Origin of the sequence: Agromyces bracchium (genome assembly GCF_009709675.1) — a bacterium.
Lineage (GTDB): Bacteria > Actinomycetota > Actinomycetes > Actinomycetales > Microbacteriaceae > Agromyces > Agromyces bracchium.
In genome coordinates this window covers 196,850-217,955 of the sequence record NZ_WMLB01000017.1, presented here as the reverse complement: position 1 = coordinate 217,955, position 21,106 = coordinate 196,850, and the positions used below count along the sequence as shown (strand labels likewise).

Below are 21,106 nucleotides of genomic sequence, written 5' to 3'. Positions count from 1 at the left end.
GACCCCCGATTCCGAGTACCGATCCACGATCGAGAGAAGACCATGCACACCACACGTACGACCCTGGCCGCGGCGACCGCGCTCGCCGCCGCTCTCACCCTCGCCGGCTGCGCCGGCGCGGACCCCGGCGAACCCGTCGGCAGCGGAACCGGCGACGCCGCGGCATCCGCCCCCGCCGCCTCGGCGAACCCCGCGGACGTGATGTTCGCGCAGATGATGATCCCGCACCACGAGCAGGCCGTCGAGATGAGCGAGGAGTTGCTCGCCAAGGACGGCGTCGACGACTCGGTGCGCGACCTCGCGACCGAGATCATGGAGGCGCAGCAGCCCGAGATCGACCTCATGCGCGGATGGCTCGAGGCGTGGGGTGCGGAGGAGCTCGGCGACATGGGCGGGATGGACCACGGCGACGGGATGATGTCGGAGGACGACCTCGCGATCCTCGAGGAGGCGACGGGGGACGAGGCCTCCCGCCTGTTCCTGCAGCAGATGATCGTGCACCACGAGGGCGCGGTGCAGATGGCGCAGACGGGATCTCGCAGGGCGGGCACCCCGACGCGATCGAGTTGGCAGAGGCCATCGTCCTCGCGCAGACGGAGGAGATCGCCGAGATGCAGGTGATGCTCGGGGGCTCGGAATGACGCAGCGACCCGGCGTCCGGGAGCTCCCGACCGACGCACTGGGAGCCTCGTATCCGGGTGCCGGAGCCGGCCCCGCCGAGCCCACGCAGGTCGGCGGCAACTGACAGGACACGGGCGGGGGATCGTGGCATCCGATGACTTCGGCGAGACGGTCACGGAGCTCGTTCCGGCAGGGGGGTGACCCGTCGTGCTGCGGTCGGCGGGGTGCCCGCCACGGCCCCCGAGGCCGCCTCCTCCGGCGCGAAGGTCCCGAGCTGCTCGACGAGGTAGCCGCCCGGGTAGCTCCGGATGCGCTTCAGGTCGCGGGCGTACTGCGGCCTCCGGCGCGCCGGGAGCAGGGAGACGATCCGGCCGCGGAGCCGGAGCGCGCCGTGCGACGCGCGCACGGCGAAGCGCGACGGTTCGGGGTAGCCGAAGGCCGCGCGGAGGTGCGGGTCGAGGATCGCGATCGAGAAGGCACGCACCATCCGCCGCGCCATCCTGGGGTAGAAGGTGACGAGCAGGTCGAGCGTCGCGTCGGCGACGACCCGGGTGCGTGGGTCGAGGCGGAAGTGCTCCGCTTCGTACGCGTCCATGTACTCGGCGAACGCCTCGTACGTCTGGGGGATCTCGCGGATGCCCATGAGCCGGCCGAGCCGCCGGTAGTACTGCACGGCAGCGTCGATCTCGACTCGCGACTGCCGCCGCCAGCCGTACGCGGCGATCCAGCGGATCGGCGTGACGACGAAGGTCGCGAGGACGTAGCGCAGGTCGTCGTTCGAGATGTCGTAGCGGCCGTGCATACGGTTCATGCGGCGGACCGCGGCACGGCCGTCGTCGGATTCCATTCCATCGACGGCGATCGCGTCGAGGATGAGCACGGTGTCGTCGTGGCGCTTCTGCGCATCGCGCTCGAACTCGCCGGTCTCGTACAGGAGTCCGCCGATCGAGGGCACGGCGTAGGTGCGGAACAGGGCGAAGCTCAGCGACTGCTGCAGGTCCCACGGGAACTCGAGCGTGCCGTCGACGCGCGTGATGCGCTCGTAGTCGGTCGCGGGATCGAGCCGTTCGAGTTCGTGCAGCCGGCGATGGCTGCGTCCGATGCGCATGCGCCGAGCGTAGCGGGGATGCCTGCGTCGTCGTCGTCCCTGCGTCGCGGTCCGCCGGGCCCAACGACCCGGTCGAATCGCTCGCGATGAGCTTGGCTGGATGAGCGGCGGGCCCGGCCGGCCGGGTGCCGATGGGAGGTGGCGACGATGATGTGGGACTACGGCTTCGGCGGATGGTGGATGTGGCTTCCGGGGCTCCTGTTCGGTGCACTCGTCATCGGCGGCATCGTGGTGCTCATCGTGCTGCTCGTACGGTCGGCTTCCGGGCACGGCGGAACCGGCGCCACGTCCGGGTACGACGCGGCCGGGGGCGCGCAACCCGACCGCGCGAAGCAGATCCTCGAGGAGCGGCTCGCCCGCGGGGAGATCTCTCCCGACGAGTTCCGCGCGCTGATGGCGACGCTCGACGAGGGGCGTCGCGGCGGCCGGACGGGGTAGACCGCGGCGGCTCCTGCCGAGGGGTGCGTCTCGCAGGCGGACGACCTACCATCGATGCACCGGCCGGACGGACGGGGGCGATGGCGGATGGTGGACGACCCGCGACGCAGTGCGTGGCAGTACCGCCTGCAGCGATGGGAGCGCGAAACGGCGCTCTCGCGCGAGGCCGCCGCCGACGCCCGCGACGACGAGGTGACGGATGCCGCGGAGCCGGAGCCGGAGCGGCCCGCCGACCGGACGACGGCCGGATCCCTCGCCGCCGAACGGGCGGCGTACGTCGAGGTCGTGATCCAGCAGGCGATCCGTCGGGGCGAGTTCGACGACCTCCCGGGCGCGGGCAAGCCGCTCGCGGGACTCGGCAGCCACGATCCGGACTGGTGGATCCGCCGCAAGATCGAGACCGAGCGGCTCACCGGGCTCGGGCCGCCGGCGCTCACGCTCCGCGTCGAGGCGGCGGAGCTCGAGGAGCGCCTCGATCGCCTCCACCGCGAGCACGACGTGCGGGTCGCGCTCGACGAGTTCAACGCGCGGGTCGTCGAGGCGCGCCGGCAACTGCTCGGCGGACCGCCGGTCGTCACGCCCACGCGCGACGTCGACGCCGAGCTCGCAGCCTGGCGCGGCCGTCGGGACGAGCGACGGCGGGTCGCCGCCGAGGAGGCGGACCGGGCGCGCGTCGAGGAGGCCACCGCGAGGCGTTCGCGCCGGCGATGGTTCCGGCGCGGCTGAACCGCGGCGGCCGAACGCGACCCGACGCGACCGCGGACTGCTCAGTCCTGGGCGTCGAGTCGGAGCGTCACGCCTCGCACGTCGTCGCCGAGCACGGTCGCCATGATGTGCGCCGCGTGGTTGGGGCCGTACTTGCGCGTGTACTCGGCGTCGAGCGCCTCGTGCAGGCCCGCGTCATCCGCAGGCACCTCGATGAAGGCGACATCGCGGATGACGCCCGCCGACTTGATCCGGCCGACGCCCGCCTCCTTCGCGCGCCGGTACCATCCGTTCTCGGGTCCGTAGGCGGAGCGCACGAACAGCTCGTCGCCGATCCGGACGACCCAGACGGTCGTGAAGGGGCGCAGCGATCCGTCGTCGCGCACCGAGGCGATCTCGAGCTGGTCGGCGGCGCCCACGCGGTCGAGTTGGTCGTCGGTCCAGTCGGTCATGGTCGGTCCTCTCTCATATGGGAGCGGGCAGCGGGATCACACGAGCGTCGGGTCGTCGCCGAGCGGTTCGATCAGCGTCGGGTCGTGCGGGTCGATGCGGCGATGGTTGTTCACGCGGGGGTCGACCTCGTACTCCGAGATCGTCGGCGCGACGCGATCGGACTGCGCGATCAGGAAGTCGACCATCGCCGAGGCATCGGCGGGCGAGAGCTTCTCGGGGGCGAGGTAGTGGTCGATCGCGTCGAGCGGCAGGTACACCGGCATCCGGTCGTGGACCTCGCCGGAGGCGTCGCGCGCCTCGCGCGTGATGATCGAGGTCGACACCTCCCACGTGCCGTCGTCGAGCTTCCGCGCGGTGGAGATGCCCGCCGCGGCGAGCAGCTCGTCGGGGCCGTGGAGGTAGTGCGCGCGCTTGCTGCCCGGCTCGCCCGTCCACTCGAAGTAGCCGCGCATCGGCACGACGCATCGGCCGGACGCGAACGCGCCCTTCCAGAGCCCGTTCGTCGCGACGGTCTCGATGCGGCTGTTGAACTGCGGCCGCTTCGACTCCTTCATGAACGCGGGGTGGAAGTCCCACCGCGCCGGCTCGAGGCGGCGGACGAACTCGCCCGTGTCGGAGCGGGCCCGCTCGCGCACGATCGGCACCGTGTCGGTCGGCGCGAGGCTGTACGACGGCCGCCAGTCGGCGAAGTCGTTCTCGGCATCGAAGACCGCGGTGAGGTCGTCGGCCTGCTGCGAGACCACGAATCGTCCGCACATGTCGGGTCGCCCTTCGATTTCCGGATGTCGCGAGCCTACGCCGCGCCGCCGACGCCCGTCACGGGCGCGCTCACCCAGTACGGGGGAAAACGCATCCTGTTGCAAATGCATTCGCATCGGTAGCGTGAGACGCAGAGATCGGCCCGTCCGGGCCGGCGAGCCGCCCGAAGTCGTGCGGCTCGCTCGTCGGAGGGCGTCGTTCATTGCATGTGAAGCACGTTTCGCGAAGCGAGAGAGAGGGCACCACCGATGAGATCCTCACCCAGACCCGTGCCGTGGCGCAGGCGCGCGCTTGCGGCATCCGGAGCACTGCTGCTCGGGGCGTCGCTGATGACGGCCACCGCGGCCGTCGCAGAAGACGACCCGCGCGTCGACCTGCCGGGGGGCTACCTCGACGCGCCGGTCGCGTCGAGCAACCTCGACCTGCTGAAGAACACGCCCCGCGCTGGCGCATTCGACGGCGCGATCAACGACTTCGGCAAGGTCAACTCGGACCTCGCGTTCACGGGCGATTACGCGATCGCCGGCAACTACAACGGCTTCCAGGTCTACGACATCTCGGACCCGGTGAATCCGACGCTCCGCAGTTCTTTCGTGTGCCCCGGCGGCCAGGGTGACGTCTCCGTGTACGGCGACCTGCTCTTCATGTCGGTCGAGGAGACCCGCGGGCGGATCGACTGCGGCACCCAGGGTGCTCCGGGCACGGTGAACCTCGAGCGGTTCCGCGGCGTCCGCATCTTCGACATCAGCAACATCGACGCGCCGGAGCAGTTGCCCGGAGTCCAGACCTGCCGCGGGTCGCACACGCACACGCTGGTGACCGACCCGGACGACCCCTCCAACGTCTACGTCTACAACTCCGGCACCTCTGGCACCTTCCGCCCGGCAGCGGAGCTCGCTGGATGCGGCACCGGTGGCCCGGAGACCGCGGACGCGGCCCGGTGGCGCATCGATGTGATCAAGGTGCCGCTCGCGGATCCCCAGAATGCGGCGATCGTGAGCCAGCCGCGGATCTTCCAGGACTCCGAGACAGGGGCGGTGAACGGGCTGCAGAACGGCCCGACCCAGCCGCTGCATCCGTCGGGGACCGCGTACTCTCCGAGCCCGAACACCAACACGTGCCACGACATCACGGCGTTCCCCGAGATCGGGCTCGCCGCGGGGGCGTGCCAGGGCAACGGCATCCTGCTCGACATCAGCGACCCGGCCAACCCGGTGCGAACCGATGCGGTTGCCGACGTGAACTTCTCGTACTGGCACTCCGCGACGTTCAACAACGACGGCACGAAGGTGATCTTCACCGACGAGTGGGGTGGCGGTACGGGCGCTCGTTGCCGCGCGACCGACCGGCCCGAATGGGGCGCGAACGCGCTGTTCGACATCGTCGACGGCAAGCTCGAGTTCGCGAGCTACTACAAGCTGCCGGTGCCGCAGAGCACCGACCAGAACTGCGTCGCGCACAACGGTTCGATCGTCCCGGTGCCAGGCCGCGACATCATGGTGCAGGCGTGGTATCAGGGCGGCGTGTCGATCTTCGATTTCACCGACACGGCGAACCCGACCGAGATCGCGTTCCTCGACCGCGGCCCGGCCATCCCCGGCGCGTTCAACCTCGCCGGGTACTGGTCGACGTACTGGTACAACGGCAACGTCGTCGGGAGCGAGATCGCGCGTGGCTTCGACACCATGGCGCTCGGCGAGAGCACCATGATGACCGCCAATGAGATCGCCGCGGCCAGCGAAGTCGAGCTCGGCGAGTTCAATGCCCAGCTGCAGTCGATGCTGATCAACGAGCCGAGCTTCGCAGTCGCCCGGTCCTACGTCGACCAGGCAGCGCGAGCCGGCACGCTGTCGGGCGCCGAGCTCGACAAGGTGAACAAGCTGATCGACAAGGCCGAGTCCAGCAAGTCGGGCAAGTCCGCGTCCGGGCTGCTCAACGCGGCCGCGAGCGAGTCCGGCTTCCCGGCCGACTCTGACGTGGTGCAGGGTCTCAAGGCCCTCGCCGCCAGCCTCCGCTGATCCGAGAGCGGGGAGGTCGGGGACCCCGACCTCTCCGCTCTCGCACGATGGAGCCCGACGGTCCCCGGACCGTCGGGCTTCCTCATGCGCTACGACGTGCGCTCGGCGAGCATCTCCTGCATTCGAGTGATCTCGATGCCCTGATCGCCCTCGACGTGACGCGCGAACTGGCCGATGGCTGGTTCCTGCCCGCCGTACGACGCCCACAGGTCGGCGACCATCTCGAGGGCGCCCGAATGGTGCTGGATCATGTACTCCAGGAACAACCGCTCGAATTCCTCGCCGCCGGCGGCCTCGAGCCGGTCGAACTGTTCGTCGGTGAGCATCCCGGGCATGTCCTGGCCGCCGCCGTGCGCGGCGTGCTCGTCGCGCAGCGGGGTGCCGCGATCCCGCAGCCAGCCGGCCATGAAGTCCATTTCGTCCTCTTGGCTGATGCGCATGCGCTCCGCGAGCAGCCGGATGTCGCGGTCCGTTGTCCGCTCGTCGACCCATCCGGTCATGGTCAGGGCCTGGTCGTGGTGGAGGATCATCATCTGCATGAACTCGACATCAGCCTCCGAGTGCGTCGGCGAGTCGAGGGCGGCTGCCTCGTCGGGCGAGAGCGTGCGGTTCTCCTCGCCCGGCGCGCCGAGCTGGACCACGGGACCGGTCGACTCGGGGGAGTCGTCGCCCGTGGTGCATCCGGTCAGGCCGAGCGCCAGCAGGAGCGCCGCCGCCGCACCGAAGGACCGAGCCGAAGCCGCCATGCGAGTACCTCATCCACGTCGAAGGGAACGTCACGCGTGCGGTCGGGCGACCCCGCCGCGCCGCGGGTCACGTCAGGCTAACCCGGATCACCGGCGCGCGCGAACGGCGAGCTCGCGGCATCCGCCCGCCGACGCCCGACAGGGTGCAGGATGTCCGCATGGCCATCGGACTGCGCGCCGACGTGCTGCGCCCCACCGACTCGGAGCGCGCCGCCCGCGTCACCTACGTCGAGCTCTTCTTCGACCTCGTCTTCGTGTTCGGACTGACCCAGCTCGGCGCGTACCTCTACGAGAACCAGACGCTCCTCGGCGCGCTCGAGGGCGCGATCATGGTCTGCGCACTGTGGTGGGCCTGGGTGTCGACGACGTGGGTGACGAACTGGCTCGATCCGGTCCGGGTGCCGGTGCGGGTCGCGGTCATCGCGCTCGCGTTCGTGGCGTTCGTGATGAGCGCGGCGATCGCCGAGGCGTTCGGCGACCGGGCGTGGACGTTCGCGCTCGCGTACATCGTGCTGAAGCTCGGCCGCGCGGCGTTCATGGTCTGGGCGACGGCGCGGCACGACCGGCAGGTCGCGCACGACTTCGGCAACGTGCTCGCCTGGGCGCTCGCCGGCTCGGCGCTCTGGATCGTCGGAGCCCTGCTTCCGCTGCCCGCCCAGCTGCCGTTCTGGGCGGCGGCGCTCGGGCTCGAACTCGTGGGCAGCGTCCTCGGCTACCCCGTGCCCGGCCGGGGCCGCATGGAGATCGGGCGATGGGATGTCTCGGGCGCGCACATCGCGGAGCGGACCGCGTTGTTCGTGCTCATCGCGCTCGGCGAGGGGCTGCTCGTGACCGGGTTCGCGTTCGTCGCGGAGGAGTCGTCGACCGAGCGCGTCATCGCCGTCGTGACCGCGTTCGTCGCGGCCGCCGCGTGCTGGTGGATCTACTTCGACCACGGCGAGCGGATCGGATCGGAGGCGATCGAGGCGGCGGAGGCTCCCGGACGCGTGGCCCGGACCGCCTACTCGTGGGTGCACCTGCTCATCGTCGGCGGCATCGTGCTGCTCGGCGTCGGCGACAAGGAGGTGCTCGGGCACCCGCACGAGCAGAGCGTCGCTGCGGTGGTGACGGTGCTCGGGGGACCGCTGCTGTTCCTCGGCGGCACGGTGCTGTTCCGACGGGTGCTCGAGCGTCGCTGGATGCGGGCGCAACTCGCCGGCATCGCCGGAATCCTCGTCGTCGCGGTCGCGACGCCGTGGCTCGACCCGCTCGGTACCGGGTCGCTCGCGGCGCTCGTGCTGGTCGCCACCGCGGTCGGCGAGAGCGTCGAGCGGATGCGTCGGCGCGCGCCGAAGGGCGGGTGAGCGCCGGGCTCGCCGAGCACCGTTGTCGTTTCGAGACTTGACCGATCTGCGTTCTGTATACAAAATACTGAGTGCTGGGATGCTCCCGGTGAAGTACCGATGACGGAAGAGGTGGGGCGCGATGCGCCGTGCGAACTCAATGACGAGGCGTCTGCTCACGATCGGAGCGGTCGGCGCGATGACGGTCGGCCTGGCGGCCTGCAGCGGTGGCGGGGGAGGGTCGGACGAGAACACCGTCGTCTGGTCGACGTGGGGAACGCCCGAGGAGCTGACCCGCTTCGAGGAGTTCAACGAGGAGTTCATGGAGCGCCACCCCGACATCACGGTCGAGCTCCAGCCCGTCGCCAGCTACGGCGACTACCACTCCAAGCTCCTCGCCCAGCTCACGAGCGGCACCGCGCCCGACGTGTTCTACATCGGCGACGACAAGATCGGCCAGTTCGTCGACGCCGACGTGCTCCTGCCGCTCACCGGGCTCATGGAATCCGACGCGAGCGAGACCCACCCCGACGACTTCTTCCCCGGCCTGTTCGGGGCAGCCGAGACCGACGGCGAGATCTACGCCGCACCGAACGACTCGAACCCCGACGTGCTCTGGTACGACACGCAGGCCCTCGAGGCCGCGGGCATCACCGAGGACCCGGCGACACTCGCCGAGAACGGCGAGTGGACCACCGAGAAGTACCTCGAGATGAACGACGCCCTGGCGGAGGCGGGTCTCGTCGGCTCGATGTTCTGGAACTACTGGGCGACGCACTACAGCTGGATCTCGGCCCAGGGCGGCAACGCGTACGACGAGTCGGGCGCGTTCGTCGGCAACGACGACGCCGCGACCGTCGATGCGGTCGAGACGCTCGGCGACTACTTCCAGGACGGCACGTTCGTCGTCGCCGACACGATGCCCGAGGGCGCAGGCGCCGACAGCGTGTTCGTGACCCACAAGGCGGGCTTCTTCGCCCAGGGGCGCTACACGATCGGCACCGTGTCGAGCGCCGGCGAGCAGGACAGCTACGACATCGTCCGCTGGCCCACGCCCGACGGCCAGGCCGCGCCGACCGGCGTCGCCACTTCCTACCTCGCCATCAACGGCAAGACGGATGCCACCGACGCCGCGTTCACGTTCTGGACCGAGTTCCTCTCGGCCGAGGGCCAGGTCTTCCGCCTCTCCGGCGGCGGCAACGCGGTGCCCTCGATCGCCGGCGCGGACGAGGTCGTGCTCGAGGACGGCTACCCGGCCCACGCGCAGACCTTCCTCGACATGCGCGACATCGGCTTCGAGGACTACGCGCCGGAGGCGCGCGTGCCCGGTCTCTCGACCGACATCAGCGACCTGTTCCTCAAGCTGTACGAGGGCAAATCCGACGCGCAGTCGACCCTCGACGAGGTCGCCGGCCTCGTCGCGGAGAAGACGGCGGAGTGAGACCGACATGGTGATCACCTCGGGCGGCGCGGCCGGAGTTCCGGTCGCGCCGCCCGCGCACCCTGTCGCGGGGGACGCGCCGACGCCGGCAGCGGCGCCTGCCGGACCCGTCCGCCCCGGTCGCGCACCGCGACGCGAGGCCGCCTGGCGTCGCCGCGACCGTCGCTGGGGCTACGTCTTCGTGGGTCCGCAGCTCATCGGCATGGCACTCTTCGTCCTGCTGCCGTTCGTCGCGAGCCTCGTGCTGGCGTTCGCGTCGTGGGACGGCCTGACCGAGCTCGAGTGGGTCGGATTCGAGAACTTCACGGCGCAGCTGCAGGACGAACTGCTGCTGCGCTCGATCGTGAACACGCTGCTCATCGCGCTCATCACGGTGCCCGTCGGACTCGGCCTCGCGGTCGTGGTCGCGGTCGCGCTCGAGAAGCTGCGCACCCGAACGCTGTACCTGATCCTCTTCTTCGCACCGGTCGTCACGAGCACGGTCGCCGTGGCCATGATCTGGCAGCAGCTCTTCCGCGCCGACGGCGTGCTGAGCGGAGCGATCGCTGCCGTGTTCGGCGTGGCGCCGCCCGACTGGCTCGGCGATCCCCGCCTCGCCCTCATCGCCGTGTGCATCGTGTCGATCTGGTCGTCGCTCGGCCTCAACGTGATCATCTTCCTGGCCGGGCTGCAGAACATCTCGCCGTCGGTCATCGAGGCGGCCCGCATCGACGGCGCCGGAGCGTGGCGGCTCTTCCGGAGCATCCGCCTGCCCCTGCTCTCGCCGATCGTGTTCTTCTCCTCGATCGTGGCCTTCATCTCGTCGCTGCAGACGTTCGACACCGTGTTCGTGCTCACCGCGAACGCCGGACCCGACAACGCGACGCGCACGATCGTCTACCACATCTACGACCTGGGCTTCGGGCGGTTCGAGTTCGGACCGTCCAGCGCCGCCTCCGTGATCCTCCTGGTGCTGACCCTCGTCATCACCGCGATCCAGTTCGGCGCGCAGAAGAAGTTCGTGCACTACGAGGACGATTCCGCATGACCGCCGCAGACCTCGAGTCGACGCTCGTCGGCCGCCCCGACCTCGAACGTCCGCGTCGCCGGGCCGCAGGCGGCGGGACGCGCCGCACCCTCGGCCGCGTCGCCATCCACGTCGCCCTCGTCGTCGCGGGCCTCGCGATGGTGTTCCCCTTCCTCTGGATGCTGCTCACCTCGTTCAAGACGCTGCCGCAGCTGCTCCAGGACCCGCTCAGCCTCTGGCCCGACCCGTGGACGATCGAGAAGTACGTCGATGCGTGGAACGCGGTGCCGTTCGGCCAGGCCTACCTCAACAGCATCTACATCTGCGTGCTGTCGGTCGTCGGCACGCTGCTCACGGCGTCGATGGCCGGCTACGCGTTCGCACGCATCCGGTTCCGAGGCAGTCGGGTCCTCTTCATCGTGTTCCTCGCGACCCAGATGATCCCCAAGCAGGTCACGCTCATCCCCTTCTACCTGCTCATGGCGAAGTTCGGCTGGGTGGACTCGCACCTCTCGCTCATCGTGCCGGCGATGCTGGTGAATCCGTTCGCAGTGTTCCTCATGCGCCAGTTCGTGCTGAGCCTGCCGAAGGAGCTCGAGGAGGCGGCGCTCGTGGACGGCGCCGGCCGCTGGCGGACGTTCTGGAGCATCATCCTGCCGAACCTGAAGCCCGGCCTCGGAGCGCTCAGCATCATCGTCGCGCTCGACGTCTGGAACAGCTTCCTGTTCCCGCTCGTGCTGCTGAACTCGCCCGACCTGTTCACCGTTCCGCTGCTGCTCGCGAGCTTCCGCGGCCAGTTCGGTTCCGTCGACTACGGCCTCGTGATGGCCGCGTCGGCGCTCGCGACGATCCCGATGCTCGTCGCGTTCGTGATCGGGCAGCGCCGGATCCTCAACAGCATGGCCGCGTCGGGTCTGGGTGGCCGATGAGCGCCGCGTCGACGCTGCCGCGCCGGGTCATGGGGCGAGCGGATGCCGCGGCCGCGGCCGCACGCGCGGGCGAGCACCTCGACCTGGTCCGGGCGCCGTTCACGCTGCCGCGATCGCGCCTGATGGTGTTCCGCGACGGCGACCGGTTGCGCGTGCACACCTCGGAGTACGAACGGTCGCTCGAGGAGTGCGTGGCGATCGATGCGCTCGTGGTGCGCGATCGCGACGGCGCGCGGCTCGCCGTCACCAGGGTGCTGCCGCACGTCGTCGAACTCGGCGACGGCACCGTCACCCTCACGTTCGCGGGCCCGCACGCCCTGAGCGCCGATGTCGCCGACGGTTGCGAGGCGGTGGTCTCCTGGCGGGCGCGCGAGGGTGAGGAGACCGAGACGCTCAGGATCGGCGGCCGGCACGCGGCATCCGTCGTCTTCACCGTCGACGCCGATCGAGGCGTCGAGATCGCGAGGAGCGACGCCCACGCGGCGGCGCTCGCGGAGACGCGAGCGACCTGGTTCGACTGGTTCGCCCGCTGCCCCGTGGTCCGCGAGGACCTTCAGGGCATGGCCGCGTTCTGCTGGTGGGTGCTCGGCGCGAACATCGTCGAGCTGCCGCAGCTCGGCGATGCGCGCGCCGTCGTGCCATCGAAGATCGGCTACGTCGGGCTGTGGCAGTGGGACGCCTACTTCATCGCGGTCGGGCTGCGGCACGGCGACCCCGAACTCGCCCGCGAGCAGCTCGACCTCGCGCTGCGCTTCCCGACCGCCGACGGGCAACTGCCCGACGTCGTGCACGAGCTCGGGGTGCTGGCCTCGAGCGACGACCTGCCTGCGTCTGACCGCGAGAACCTGCGTCGAGCCGGGTCGGCCGTCGCCGACCCGAGTGCGCCGGTGCCGCTCACCAAGCCGCCGCTCGCCGCGTGGGCGCTCGCCAAGGTGCTCGAGGTCGAGCCGCAAGGGGGCGAGTCGGCCGGGGGCGAGGCGGCCGAGTGGGTGCGACGGATGGTCGCGACCATCCGCCGGTCGCAGGACTGGTGGTTCGCCCACTCCGACCTCGACGGTGACGGGCTGCCCGAGTACGGGCACCCCTACTCGTCGGGCCTCGACGACAGTCCCGTGTTCGATGGACCGCTGCCGACGACGACGCCCGACCTGGCGGCATACCTCGTGCGGCAGGACCTCGAGCTCGCGGAGCTCGTCGAGCGGCTCGGCGTCGACGACGCGGAGGTCGCGGGCGCGGCATCCGCTCACCGCGATCGCGCGGCGCGCACGCTCGATCGGATGCTCGCGCGCCTCTGGGACGACGGATCAGGGCGATTCCGGTCGCTCGCGGCCGGCCGACCGGTCGACAGCGACACGGTCATCGGGCTCATGCCGCTGCTGACCGGCAGGCTGCCCTCCGCGGTCGTCGACCGGCTCGTGGACGCGATCGCGGATCCCGAGCGCTTCGCGACTCCGTGGCCGATCCCGACCGTCGCCGCCTCCGACCCCGACCACGCGCCGCAGCGCATGTGGCGCGGACCGGTGTGGGTCAACACGAACGCGCTCGTGGCCGAGGGGCTCGACCGCTCCGGGCATGCGGAACGGGCCCGGCGGATCGCCGAGCGCACGGTCGAGCTCGTCGTGCACGCCGGCGGCCCGCACGAGTACTTCGACCCGCGGACGGGCGAGCGGGCTCAGACGGCGACGACGGCCTTCGGCTGGTCCGCGGCGCTGTTCATCGACCTCGCCGTCGCGCTGTCGCGCGACGCCTGAGTGACGCGGTATCGGCGAGGACGATGCGCCCGGACGCGCGCCGCTCAGGCGCTGAAGTAGGAGCTCGACGCGTTGTCGAGGATGCGGCGCATGCCGTTCATCCAGTTCGCCTTGAGGGCGACGGATGCCGCGGCCACGTCGCCGTCGGCGAGGTGGCGCGCGATCTCGGCGTGCTCGGCCGCCACGCGCTCGATCATGACGTCGTTCGGGACGAGGAGCGACTCGTAGCGGTGGAAGGCACCTCGCGTGCTCTCGATCGTGTCGAGCAGGCGACGGTTCGGGCAGGCGGAGAGCATGATCGCGTGCCACTCATCGTCCTTCGTGACGACGAGCGCGTGCTCGACGACCTCCTGTTGGAAGTCGGCGGCGAGCTCGGAGAGCCGGCGCCCGATCGTTCGGATCTCGTCGCGGGGGGTGAGCTCGAGGGCGAGCGACTCGAGGGCGGCCATGACGGGCGCGAGCTCCTCGAACTCGGTCGCCGAGAGCGGGACGAAGCGGAATCCCTTGCCGTTCTCGCTCGTGATCTGCCCCTCGCTCTCGAGGGCGATGAGCGCCTCGCGGAGCGGAGTGCGGCTGACGCCGAGCTCGGCGGCGAGCTGCACTTCGTTGATGCCCTCGCCGGGGCTGACCAGCCCCGCGCGCATACGGGCGAGCAGCTCTTCTCGCACCTGGGAACGCAGGTTCTTGCGTTCGATCGCCATCCATCCTCCAGCCGGTCGGCCGACGCCGTAAGCCTAGGGGTTGACCCGATTCGACTTGCGGCTTAGCGTGTCTGTATACAAAATACAGTGCGCAGGGCGATCTGTACACCCCGACGGAGAGGACACGACGTGACGAACGCGATGACGAGGCCCCTTCGCCTCGACGCGCTCGCCTACGGCGGCGACTACAACCCCGACCAGTGGCCGGAGGAGGTCTGGCACGAGGACGTGCGTCTCATGCGCGAGGCCGGCGTGAACCTCGTCAGCCTTCCCGTGTTCTCGTGGCCGCAGCTCGAGGTCGCGCCGGGCGTGTACGACTGGGCCTGGCTCGACCGGGTCATCGAGGTGCTCTGGGCCGGCGGCATCCGCATCGACCTCGCCACCGCCACCGCGACCCCGCCCGCCTGGCTCGTGCGCAGCCACCCCGAGATGCTCCCGTGCGACTCGGACGGCCGACGGCTCGAGTTCGGCTCGCGACAGGCGTACTGCCCGAGCTCGCCGGTCTGGCGCGCGAACGTCGCCCGCATGGCCCGCGCGATGGCCGAGCGCTACGGCGAGCACCCGGCGGTCGTGCTCTGGCACGTGTCGAACGAGTACGGAGACCACGTCGCCCGCTGTTGGTGCCCCGAGTCGGCCGCGCACTTCCGGCGCTGGCTCGAGGAGCGCTACCGCGACCTCGACGGGCTCAACGAGGCATGGGGCGTGAACGTGTGGGGCCAGCGATACACCGCCTGGGAGCAGATCGAGCCGCCCCGGCGCGCGACCGGGCCGGTCAACCCGACGCAGCTGCTCGACTTCGAGCGGTTCTCCTCCGACGCGCTGCTCGAGCTGTTCCGCGTCGAGGTCGACGTGCTCCGCGAGGTCACGCCCGACCTGCCGGTGACGACGAACTTCATGAGCCTGCTGCGCGACCTCGACTACTGGCGCTTCGCCGAGATCGAGGACCTCGTGACCGACGATGCCTACCCCGACCCCGCCGACCCGCGGGCGCACGTGCCCGCCGCCCTGAACTACGGCCTCATGCGCTCGCTGAAGGGCGGGCAGCCGTGGCTGCTGCTCGAGCAGGCCGCGAGCGCCGTGAGCTGGCGCGACGTGAACGTGCCGAAGGCGCCGGGCCGCATGCGGATCGACAGCCTCCAGGCCGTCGCGCACGGCTCCGACGGCGCGATGTTCTTCCAGTGGCGCCAGGCCCGCTACGGGCAGGAGAAGTTCCACTCCGCGATGCTCGGCCACCGCGGCGAGCAGTCGCGCACGTTCCGCGAGACCGCGGCGTTCGGGCGCGAACTCCGACGTCTCGCTCCGGTGAAGGGCACGCGCGTGCGCAGCCGCGTCGCGCTCGTCGTCGACTGGGACTCCTGGTGGGGATCGAGCGCGACCGAGTCCCTGCCCTCGCAGCGCCTCGGATGGCTCGCGCAGGCCCGCGCCTGGCACGCCGCCCTTCACGCACTCGGCCACGCCGTCGACACCGTGCGGGCGACCGGACCGTTCGACGGCTACGACCTCGTGGTGGTCCCGAACCTCTACCTCGCGGATGCCGCGCAGGCCGCCGCGCTCGAGGCGTTCGCCGCCTCCGGGGGCACGGTCGTCGTCGGGCCGTTCTCGGGCGTCGTCGACGCGACCGAGAAGGTCCACCCCGGCGGCGCCCCCGGGCCGCTCCGCGTCCTGCTCGGCATCGAGGTCGACGAACCGTGGCCTGTGCCCGATGGCGCGGCCGAGCAGGTCGAGCTCGACGGGGACCGCTTCGACGCACCCGTCTGGTCCGAGTGGATCGAGGCTTCCGACGAGGCATCCGTCATCGCCCGCTTCGCGACCGGCGTGCTCGCCGGCCGGCCCGCGGTGACCCGCCGCGTACACGGCGCGGGCGCCGCATGGTACGTCGGCGCGGCGCTCGCCGACGAGGGGCTCGTCGCCGTCATGCGGCGCGCCCTGGCCGACGCAGGCCTGCCCGCGCGCACCCGCATCGACCGCGACGTCGAGGCCGTCACGCGTGCCGACGACGAGACCGACTACACCTTCGTGCTGAACCACGGCACGCGCGAGGTCGCCGTCGACGTGCCCGAGGGCGCCGAGGACCTGCTCGGCGGCGACCGCACCACCGGGCGCCTCGTGCTGGCCCCGCTCGAGGTCGCCGTGCTGGCGACCCCGCGTGCGGCCGAGCCCCCGTTCGTCACCCTGTCCGAGACCACCGACTGAAGGCACCACCCATGAGCGAACCCTTCGTGCATCCGTACATCCCCAACACCGCGCCGGACGTGCGCGCCGACATGCTCGCCGCCGTCGGAGCGGCATCCGTCGAGGAGTTCTACGCCGACGTCCCGGCCGACCTCCGCCTCGGTCGCGCGCTCGACCTGCCCGAGCCCCTCGTCGCCGAGCAGGACCTCGTGCGGCACGTGTCCGGGCTCCTCGCCCGGAACGTGCCGACGACCGAGCGACTGAGCTTCCTCGGACAGGGGACGTACGCGCACCACGTCCCCGCCGTCGTCGACGAGGTCATCGGCCGCAGCGAGTTCCTCACCGCCTACGCGGGTGAGCCCTACGAGGACCACGGTCGCTTCCAGGCCCTCTGGCAGTACCAGTCGCTCATGGGCGAGCTGCTCGCGATGGACGTCGTCAACGTCCCGACCTACGACGGGTTCCAGGCCACGGGCACCGCGCTCGCGATGGCGGGGCGCATGACCGGCCGGCGCCGCGTGCTCGTCGCGAGCGACGTGCTGCCCGCGAAGCTCTCGAAGGTGCGCGACTACGTGCGCGTGCACCTCGACCTCGAAGCCGTCACGCCCGTCGACGGCACGGCGGATGTCGACGGCATCGCCGACCGGCTCGGCGACGACGTCGCCGCCGTCTGGATCGAGACGCCGAGCCGCACGGGCGCGATCGAGCACCGGCTCCAGGCGATCGCCGACGCCGCCCACGCCGTCGGCGCGATCCTCGTCGTCGGCACGGACCCCGTCGGGTACGGCGTGCTCACGCCGCCCGCCGAGCAGGGCGCCGACATCGTCTGCGGCGACATCCAGTCGCTCGGCCTGCACCAGTGGTACGGCGGCGCGCACGGCGGCTTCATCGCGGTGCATGACGACCCGCGCTTCGTCATGGAGATGCCCTCGCGCCTCTTCGGCCTCGCCACGACCGACGTGCCGGGCGAGGTGGGCTTCGGCGACGTCGCCTACGACCGCACCTCGTTCGCGCACCGCGAGGAGGGCAAGGAGTGGGTCGGCACCGCCGCCGCGCTGTGGGGCATCGCCGCAGGCGTGCACCTCGCGCTCATGGGACCGCAGGGCATGCGCGACCTCGGCGAGGTGCTGCTCGCCCGCACCGCGTACGCGCAGCGCGCGCTCGGCGCCATCCCCGGCATCCGCCTCACCGACGGCGCCGTGCACCTGCGGGAGTTCGCGATCGACGTCGCCGGCGCCGGCCTGACCGCGTCGGGCGTCGTCGACGCGCTTCGCGCCGAGGGCATCGAGCCGGGCGTCGTCGCCGGCGAGCACGAGCTCGTCGTGTGCGTCACCGAGCTGACCGCGCAGCGAGACATCGACCGGCTCGCCGCCGCCGTCACCGGCCTCGTCGCGGCATCCGCCGCCGAGGCCGCAGCCACCCTCGACACCGTCGCGACCCCCGAGGAGCACCGCGCATGAGCCTGCCCATCGCCCCCAAGCCCGCCCACCGCCGCTTCCACCAGGCGCGCTGGGACGAACCCGTCATCTTCGAGCTGTCGACGCCGGGCGAGCGCGGCGTGCTCGTGACCGCGGTCGAGCCCGGCGTCCGCGACGCGGTCGGCGACGTCGTCGCGTCGCTGCCCGAGGGGCTCGCCCGCCGGACCCCGCCCGCACTCCCCGAGATGGGCCAGATGCGCGTGCTGAAGCACTACCTGCGCCTCTCGCAGGAGAACCTCGGCGCCGACCTCAACGTCGACGTGGGACAGGGAACCTGCACGATGAAGTACGCGCCCAAGGTCAACGAGCAGCTCATCACCACCCCGAAGCTCTCGGCGATGCACCCGCTGCAGGACCCGGCCGATGCGCAGGGCGCGCTCGAGATCATCTGGCGCACCGAGCGGATGCTCGCCGAGATCTCGGGCATGGACGAGGTCTCCCTGCATACGCAGGGCGGCTCTGCGGCCATCTGGGCGAACATCGCCATGATCCGCGCCTACCATGAGGCCAACGGCGAGGGGGCGCAGCGCCGCGAGGTCATCACGACGATCTTCAGCCATCCCTCGAACGCCGCCGCGGCGAAGGCGGCCGGGTACGACGTCATCACGCTCCACCCCGACGCCGACGGCTACCCCGACCTCGCCGCGCTGAAGCGCGCGCTGTCGCCGCGCACCGCCGCGATCATGGTCACGAACCCCGAGGACACCGGCATCTACAACCCGGCGATCAGGGAATGGGTGGATGCCGCGCACGCCGTCGGCGCGCTGGCCTCGTACGACCAGGCGAACGCGAACGGCATCCTCGGCATCACGCGAGCCCGCGATGCGGGCTTCGACGTGTGCCACTTCAACGTGCACAAGACGTTCGGCACGCCGCACGGATCCGGCGGGCCGGGCACCGGGGCGAACGGCGTCAGCGCCGCGCTCGCGCCGTTCCTGCCGGGGCCGCGCGTGGTGCGCGACGGCGACCGGTACTCGGTGCACGAGGGCGGGCCGCAGTCGATCGGCGCGATCGGGCCGTGCCACGGCGTCGTGCCGAACATCGTCCGCGCCTACGCGTGGATGATGGCCCTCGGCGCCGAGGGTCTCCGCGCGGTCGCCGAGACCGCGGTGCTGAACAACAACTACCTCATGAAGCGGATCCTCGAGATCCCAGGCGCCTCGGCGCCGTACGCGACCGGCCGCCGCCGGATCGAGCAGGTGCGCTACTCGTGGCAAGAGCTGTTCGAGGAGACGGGCATCAGCTCCGAGGAGATCGGCATCCGGGCGAGCGACTTCGGCATGCACTACTGGACGAGCCACCACCCGTACGTCGTGCCGCAGCCGTTCACGCTCGAGCCGACCGAGTCCTACTCCAAGGCCGAGCTCGACGAGTACGCCGACGTCCTCGCCGAGGTCGCGCGCGAGGCGCGCGAGACGCCCGAGGTCGTGCGCACCGCGCCGCACAGCCAGTCCGTGCACCACACGCACCACGACGACCTCGACGACCCCGAGCGCTGGGCGATCACCTGGCGGGCGTACCGCCGCAAGTACCCGGACGCCGTCGGGGCCTGACGTGATCGGCCTCATCGTGAACCCCATCGCCGGGATCGGCGGGCCCGCCGGGCTCGCCGGCAGCGACGGTGCGGACGTGCAGCGGCGCGCGGGCGAGCGCGGCGCTCGCCCCCGTGCGGCCGAACGCGCCGTGGCGGCCCTCGCGGTCGTCGCGGCGTCGCGGCCCGACGAGCACGTCGTCACCGCGGCGGGTCCGATGGGGGAGGACGCCGTGCGGGCGGCGGGCCTCAGGCCGATCGTGGTGTGGCACCAGCGGAGCCCGACGTCGCCGTCGGACACGACGGACGCCGCGCGCGCGCTCGCCGACGTCGGCGTCGACCTCGTGCTCTTCGCCGGCGGCGACGGCACGGCACGGGATGTCGCGGCGGGCCTGCCGGCGTCGACGGCCGCGCTCGGCATCCCGGCCGGGGTCAAGATGTACTCGCCGGCCTTCGCCGTCGGACCGAGCGCGGCCGGCGCGCTCGCCGCCGCCTGGCTCGACGAGCGCGCACTGCCCACGGCCGAACGCGAGGTACTCGACGTCGACGAGGAGCAGCTGCGCCGGGCCCGCGTCGAACCCCGCCTCTACGGCACGCTCCGCGTGCCCTACCGCGCCGGACGTACCCAGGCCCGGAAGGCCGCGACGCCCGCCGACGAGCAGGCCGCCGTGCGGCTCGCGGCCCGCGGTGCGGCCACGCGCCTGCGGCCCGGCATCCGCTACCTGCTCGGACCCGGCGGCACCATGGCCGAGGTCGCGCGCGAGCTCGGGGTGGAGAAGACGCCCCTGGGGGTCGACGTCGTGCTCGACGGCCGCGTCGTCGTCGCCGGAGCGAGCGAGCAGGAGCTGCTCGCCGAGGTCGCCCAGGGCCCCGCCCGGGCGGTCGTCTCGATCATCGGCGGGCAGGGATTCCTCCTCGGCCGCGGCAACCAGCAGCTCTCGGCCCGCGTCGTCGAGGCGATCGGCGACGATCCCGTGATGGTCGTCGCCCCGGAGCAGAAGCTCATCGACCTCGCCGGCCGTCCGCTCCTCGTCGACACCGGCGACGCAGGTGTCGACGCGCGGCTCGCCGGCTTCGCGCAGGTCGTCACCGGACCATCCACCACCAGCATCTATCCAGTCCACGCACCAGAGATCGAAGGAGCGGTCCATGCGCCTTGAGCAGAAGCAGGCCATCGTCACCGGAGGAGCGGGCGGCATCGGCCGCGCGACCGCGAAGGCCCTCGCGGCCGAGGGGGCCGCAGTCGCCGTCGTCGACCTGGACGGAGCGGCGGCCGAGGCGGTCGCCGCCGAGATCCGCGACGCGGGCTTCACCGCGATCGCCATCCAGGCCGACGTGTCGAGCGAGCCCGACATCGAGCGGATCGTCGCCACCACCGTCGCCGAGCTCGGCGGCGTGAACGTCGTCTTCAACAATGCCGGCATCATCCGCCGGACCACGGCGGTCGAGACGTCCGTCGAGGAGTGGGACCGGGTCTTCGGCGTGAACGTGCGCTCGATCTTCCTCATGTGCAAGCACGTCGTGCCCGTCATGGCCGCCGCCGGCGGCGGCTCGATCGTCAACACCGGATCGGGCTGGGGCCTGAAGGGCGGCGGGCAGGCGATCTCGTACTGCGCGTCGAAGGGCGCGGTCGTGAACATGACCCGTGCGCTCGCGATCGATCACGGGCCGCAGGGCATCCGGGTGAACTCGGTCAACCCGGGCGACGTGAACACCGGGATGCTGCGCGACGAGGCGAGCCAGCTCGGGCAGGACGCCGACGCGTTCCTCGCCGAGGCCGCCGACCGGCCGCTTCGCCGCATGGGCGAGCCGCGCGAGATCGCGTCGGCGGTCGTGTGGCTCGCGAGCGACGAGTCGAGCTACGTCACCGGATCGGCGCTCGTCGTCGACGGCGGCGGGATCGCGTAACCGGCCGAGCAGCCGGGTT

19 protein-coding genes are annotated in these 21,106 nt (G+C 71.5%); 14 read left to right on the top strand and 5 right to left on the bottom strand.

What is annotated here, in order from left to right:
- Positions 1–42 precede the first annotated feature (42 nt).
- Positions 43–621 carry a DUF305 domain-containing protein gene (locus tag GJ743_RS06420; protein ID WP_328288866.1) on the top strand — a complete coding sequence of 193 codons (579 nt, stop codon included), beginning with the start codon at positions 43–45 and terminating at the stop codon, positions 619–621.
- A 172-nt stretch (positions 622–793) separates the two neighbouring features.
- On the opposite strand, the gene GJ743_RS06415 is transcribed toward GJ743_RS06420, so the two are convergent.
- Positions 794–1,729, bottom strand: a complete 936-nt coding sequence (locus tag GJ743_RS06415; protein WP_155051059.1) for an oxygenase MpaB family protein — start codon at positions 1,727–1,729, stop codon at positions 794–796.
- Positions 1,730–1,876: 147 nt separating this feature from the next.
- Between GJ743_RS06415 and GJ743_RS06410 the strand changes: the two genes are divergently transcribed.
- Entirely contained in the window at positions 1,877–2,167 is a 291-nt protein-coding gene (locus tag GJ743_RS06410; protein WP_155051058.1) for an SHOCT domain-containing protein, read from the top strand.
- 87 nt (positions 2,168–2,254) lie between these two features.
- On the top strand, positions 2,255–2,893 hold the full coding sequence (locus GJ743_RS06405; RefSeq protein ID WP_155051057.1) for a DnaJ family domain-containing protein: 639 nt from the start codon (positions 2,255–2,257) through the stop codon (positions 2,891–2,893).
- Between the two features lie 41 nt (positions 2,894–2,934).
- On the opposite strand, the gene GJ743_RS06400 is transcribed toward GJ743_RS06405, so the two are convergent.
- Together GJ743_RS06400 and GJ743_RS06395 are read right to left on the bottom strand one after the other, a co-directional pair.
- A complete protein-coding gene (locus GJ743_RS06400) occupies positions 2,935–3,324 on the bottom strand; it encodes a DUF2255 family protein (protein ID WP_155051056.1) in 390 nt (129 codons plus the stop codon).
- Between the two features lie 36 nt (positions 3,325–3,360).
- The gene (locus GJ743_RS06395; protein ID WP_155051055.1) at positions 3,361–4,083 is read right to left on the bottom strand and encodes an SOS response-associated peptidase; all 723 of its coding nucleotides are present in this window, start codon (positions 4,081–4,083) and stop codon (positions 3,361–3,363) included.
- Between the two features lie 249 nt (positions 4,084–4,332).
- On the opposite strand from GJ743_RS06395, the gene GJ743_RS06390 reads away from it, so the two are divergent.
- Complete coding sequence (locus GJ743_RS06390) at positions 4,333–6,102, top strand: LVIVD repeat-containing protein (protein ID WP_155051054.1); 1,770 nt, start codon at positions 4,333–4,335, stop codon at positions 6,100–6,102.
- A gap of 89 nt (positions 6,103–6,191) precedes the next feature.
- Here the strand turns inward: GJ743_RS06390 and GJ743_RS06385 are convergent, their stop codons facing one another.
- On the bottom strand, positions 6,192–6,848 hold the full coding sequence (locus tag GJ743_RS06385) for a DUF305 domain-containing protein (RefSeq protein ID WP_155051053.1): 657 nt from the start codon (positions 6,846–6,848) through the stop codon (positions 6,192–6,194).
- Positions 6,849–7,006: 158 nt separating this feature from the next.
- On the opposite strand from GJ743_RS06385, the gene GJ743_RS06380 reads away from it, so the two are divergent.
- From GJ743_RS06380 to GJ743_RS06360, 5 genes are all read left to right on the top strand, one after another.
- On the top strand, positions 7,007–8,191 hold the full coding sequence (locus tag GJ743_RS06380; protein WP_155051052.1) for a low temperature requirement protein A: 1,185 nt from the start codon (positions 7,007–7,009) through the stop codon (positions 8,189–8,191).
- Positions 8,192–8,330: 139 nt separating this feature from the next.
- Positions 8,331–9,611 carry an extracellular solute-binding protein gene (locus tag GJ743_RS06375; RefSeq protein WP_230386556.1) on the top strand — a complete coding sequence of 427 codons (1,281 nt, stop codon included), beginning with the start codon at positions 8,331–8,333 and terminating at the stop codon, positions 9,609–9,611.
- Positions 9,612–9,618: 7 nt separating this feature from the next.
- Positions 9,619–10,638: a carbohydrate ABC transporter permease gene (locus tag GJ743_RS06370; protein WP_155051050.1), complete on the top strand. Its 1,020-nt coding sequence runs from the start codon at positions 9,619–9,621 to the stop codon at positions 10,636–10,638.
- Positions 10,635–11,546, top strand: coding sequence for a carbohydrate ABC transporter permease (locus GJ743_RS06365; protein ID WP_155051049.1), 912 nt, complete (start codon positions 10,635–10,637; stop codon positions 11,544–11,546). Before GJ743_RS06370 ends, GJ743_RS06365 begins: the two co-directional genes overlap by 4 nt.
- A complete protein-coding gene (locus GJ743_RS06360; RefSeq protein WP_155051048.1) occupies positions 11,543–13,297 on the top strand; it encodes an amylo-alpha-1,6-glucosidase in 1,755 nt (584 codons plus the stop codon). Before GJ743_RS06365 ends, GJ743_RS06360 begins: the two co-directional genes overlap by 4 nt.
- A gap of 44 nt (positions 13,298–13,341) precedes the next feature.
- Here GJ743_RS06360 and GJ743_RS06355 read toward each other — a convergent pair whose 3' ends face one another.
- Entirely contained in the window at positions 13,342–13,998 is a 657-nt protein-coding gene (locus GJ743_RS06355) for a GntR family transcriptional regulator (protein ID WP_155051047.1), read from the bottom strand.
- A 129-nt stretch (positions 13,999–14,127) separates the two neighbouring features.
- On the opposite strand from GJ743_RS06355, the gene GJ743_RS06350 reads away from it, so the two are divergent.
- The 5 genes from GJ743_RS06350 to GJ743_RS06330 are packed head-to-tail and all read left to right on the top strand — an operon-like array spanning position 14,128 to position 21,087.
- Complete coding sequence (locus GJ743_RS06350; protein WP_328288865.1) at positions 14,128–16,191, top strand: beta-galactosidase; 2,064 nt, start codon at positions 14,128–14,130, stop codon at positions 16,189–16,191.
- Between the two features lie 11 nt (positions 16,192–16,202).
- Positions 16,203–17,630 carry an aminomethyl-transferring glycine dehydrogenase subunit GcvPA gene (gene gcvPA / locus GJ743_RS06345; protein WP_155051046.1) on the top strand — a complete coding sequence of 476 codons (1,428 nt, stop codon included), beginning with the start codon at positions 16,203–16,205 and terminating at the stop codon, positions 17,628–17,630.
- Positions 17,627–19,201: an aminomethyl-transferring glycine dehydrogenase subunit GcvPB gene (gene gcvPB, locus GJ743_RS06340; RefSeq protein ID WP_155051045.1), complete on the top strand. Its 1,575-nt coding sequence runs from the start codon at positions 17,627–17,629 to the stop codon at positions 19,199–19,201. The genes gcvPA and gcvPB overlap by 4 nt, the downstream gene beginning before the upstream one ends.
- Before the next feature lies 1 nt (position 19,202).
- Entirely contained in the window at positions 19,203–20,339 is a 1,137-nt protein-coding gene (locus tag GJ743_RS20135) for an ATP-NAD kinase family protein (RefSeq protein ID WP_328288864.1), read from the top strand.
- A complete protein-coding gene (locus tag GJ743_RS06330; protein WP_155051044.1) occupies positions 20,329–21,087 on the top strand; it encodes an SDR family NAD(P)-dependent oxidoreductase in 759 nt (252 codons plus the stop codon). The genes GJ743_RS20135 and GJ743_RS06330 overlap by 11 nt, the downstream gene beginning before the upstream one ends.
- Positions 21,088–21,106: the final 19 nt, after the last annotated feature.

What these genes read in the sequence shown, in the direction of transcription:
- GJ743_RS06330 (WP_155051044.1), top strand. Translation starts at nt 20,329, where the DNA reads ATGCGCCTTGAGCAGAAGCAGGCCATCGTCACCGGAGGAGCGGGCGGC.
- GJ743_RS06365 (WP_155051049.1), top strand. Translation starts at nt 10,635, where the DNA reads ATGACCGCCGCAGACCTCGAGTCGACGCTCGTCGGCCGCCCCGACCTC.
- GJ743_RS06370 (WP_155051050.1), top strand. Translation starts at nt 9,619, where the DNA reads ATGGTGATCACCTCGGGCGGCGCGGCCGGAGTTCCGGTCGCGCCGCCC.
- GJ743_RS06415 (WP_155051059.1), bottom strand. Translation starts at nt 1,729, where the DNA reads ATGCGCATCGGACGCAGCCATCGCCGGCTGCACGAACTCGAACGGCTC.
- gcvPA (WP_155051046.1), top strand. Translation starts at nt 16,203, where the DNA reads ATGAGCGAACCCTTCGTGCATCCGTACATCCCCAACACCGCGCCGGAC.
- GJ743_RS06380 (WP_155051052.1), top strand. Translation starts at nt 7,007, where the DNA reads ATGGCCATCGGACTGCGCGCCGACGTGCTGCGCCCCACCGACTCGGAG.
- GJ743_RS06405 (WP_155051057.1), top strand. Translation starts at nt 2,255, where the DNA reads ATGGTGGACGACCCGCGACGCAGTGCGTGGCAGTACCGCCTGCAGCGA.
- GJ743_RS06385 (WP_155051053.1), bottom strand. Translation starts at nt 6,848, where the DNA reads ATGGCGGCTTCGGCTCGGTCCTTCGGTGCGGCGGCGGCGCTCCTGCTG.
- GJ743_RS06420 (WP_328288866.1), top strand. Translation starts at nt 43, where the DNA reads ATGCACACCACACGTACGACCCTGGCCGCGGCGACCGCGCTCGCCGCC.
- GJ743_RS06390 (WP_155051054.1), top strand. Translation starts at nt 4,333, where the DNA reads ATGAGATCCTCACCCAGACCCGTGCCGTGGCGCAGGCGCGCGCTTGCG.
- GJ743_RS06410 (WP_155051058.1), top strand. Translation starts at nt 1,877, where the DNA reads ATGATGTGGGACTACGGCTTCGGCGGATGGTGGATGTGGCTTCCGGGG.
- GJ743_RS06375 (WP_230386556.1), top strand. Translation starts at nt 8,331, where the DNA reads ATGACGAGGCGTCTGCTCACGATCGGAGCGGTCGGCGCGATGACGGTC.
- gcvPB (WP_155051045.1), top strand. Translation starts at nt 17,627, where the DNA reads ATGAGCCTGCCCATCGCCCCCAAGCCCGCCCACCGCCGCTTCCACCAG.
- GJ743_RS06395 (WP_155051055.1), bottom strand. Translation starts at nt 4,083, where the DNA reads ATGTGCGGACGATTCGTGGTCTCGCAGCAGGCCGACGACCTCACCGCG.
- GJ743_RS06355 (WP_155051047.1), bottom strand. Translation starts at nt 13,998, where the DNA reads ATGGCGATCGAACGCAAGAACCTGCGTTCCCAGGTGCGAGAAGAGCTG.
- GJ743_RS06400 (WP_155051056.1), bottom strand. Translation starts at nt 3,324, where the DNA reads ATGACCGACTGGACCGACGACCAACTCGACCGCGTGGGCGCCGCCGAC.
- GJ743_RS06360 (WP_155051048.1), top strand. Translation starts at nt 11,543, where the DNA reads ATGAGCGCCGCGTCGACGCTGCCGCGCCGGGTCATGGGGCGAGCGGAT.